The organism is Burkholderia sp. Ac-20384 (assembly GCF_017104605.1).
GTDB classification, from domain to species: Bacteria; Pseudomonadota; Gammaproteobacteria; order Burkholderiales; family Burkholderiaceae; genus Burkholderia; species Burkholderia lata.
In genome coordinates this window covers 1-1,440 of the sequence record NZ_JAAGPE010000627.1, presented here as the reverse complement: position 1 = coordinate 1,440, position 1,440 = coordinate 1, and the positions used below count along the sequence as shown (strand labels likewise).

Below are 1,440 nucleotides of genomic sequence, written 5' to 3'. Positions count from 1 at the left end.
CCGGGGCTGCGCGACGAAGGGCGCGGCTGGCTGGAAACGGCCGCGACGGCAGACAGCAAGGCCGACGCGCCGGCCGCCCGGCGTGCGCAGCTCGCGCTCGGCAAGGCGTTGCTGCTCGGCAGCAGCGACATGCCGAAGGACTACGCACGTGCCCGCACGCTGCTCGGCGAAGCGGCCGCGCAGGGCGACCCGGCCGCTGCGTATTACCTCGGGCTGATCTACCGCAGCGGTTATGGCGTCGCCGCCGATCCCGTTCAGGCCGCGCACTGGTTCGACGTCGCGTCGCGCGCGGACATCCCGGCCGCGGACTTCATGCTCGCGAACGCGTACCGGGACGGCAGCGGCGTGCCGCGCGACGAGGCGCGCGCGCTGGCGCTGTATCGCCGCGCCGCCGAGCACGAGCTGCCGGAAGCCGTGCAGACGCTCGCAATGGCCTATCGCAACGGCGAGCTCGGGCTCAAGCCCGACGCGGACGAATTCCACGCGCAGTGGATCGAGACCGCGCATGCGCTGAAGCACCCGGTCGTCGCGCCGTAACGGTTCGTCCGCGAGCAAGCGCACGCGCTCGAACCGGCACCCCGCCGGCTGCATGACGCGCGTGCCCCGCCACCCCGCGCATCGATCATCCCGCAACGGAATCGATCGCGGGGCGCGGGCGCGCACGCCGGTTGCCTTGCCGCCATCCGGCCGCTCCCCGCCGATCGTTCGGCGCGCGGCAATGCATTACCATGCAGCCTCACAATAAAACCTGAGAGAACTGCATCCATGTCCCATCGCCTTTCCAGGCTTGGTGCCGCTGCCGTCGGCGCCCTTGTCATTGCCGGCGCGCCGCTCACCGCACTCGCCGCACCGCCCGCCCAGCCCGACATCTTCAATGCCGCGCTTTGCAAGCCGCCGTTCACGTCGGACCTGATGGACTCGATCTACAACACCGCCAAGGCGGCCGATCCGAAACCGGACGAGTCGATGCTGGGTGCCGCGGTCTATCGCCTGCCGGAGCCGATCCACCGCGACGGCTTCACGACGCAGCAGGTCGTGTTCGTCAGTACCGGAATCGGCGTGCTGGTGGACGGCGAAGTCGCCGACCAGCTCGCGAAACGCTACCAGCTCACCCCCGAGAAGGGCCACCTGCTGGGCGCGTCGTCCGTCGGCTATTCGCGCCGGCTGACGGTCCGCGGCCCGGGCGGTGCGCTGATCCTCGTGTCGGCTCGCCAGGGCCCGGCGCTGAAGGGCAAGACGCTGCTGGCCTGCGAAATGACGTCCGAGGAAGACATCAAGGCGCTGGAGCGGATGGAAAAGCATTGAGCGGTGCGGCGCCGCGGCGCCGCTCGCATGCGGGCGGCCGCGCGCCGCCCTCCCCGGTCGCGCGCGTCGCCCGACGCGCGCCATCGCCCCCTGTCGCTACAATAGGCGCCATGAACGCCCCCACCTCCTCCGACA

The 1,440-nt window shown here is 71.1% G+C and carries 2 protein-coding genes; both read left to right on the top strand.

The window, feature by feature from the left end; translation table 11 throughout:
* Positions 1-537 (top strand): tetratricopeptide repeat protein (locus G3O00_RS42425; protein ID WP_206146570.1); only part of this gene is annotated, 537 nt, incomplete at its 5' end.
* A gap of 228 nt (positions 538-765) precedes the next feature.
* The gene (locus tag G3O00_RS42420) at positions 766-1,305 is read left to right on the top strand and encodes a hypothetical protein (RefSeq protein WP_206146569.1); all 540 of its coding nucleotides are present in this window, start codon (positions 766-768) and stop codon (positions 1,303-1,305) included.
* Positions 1,306-1,440 lie beyond the last annotated feature (135 nt).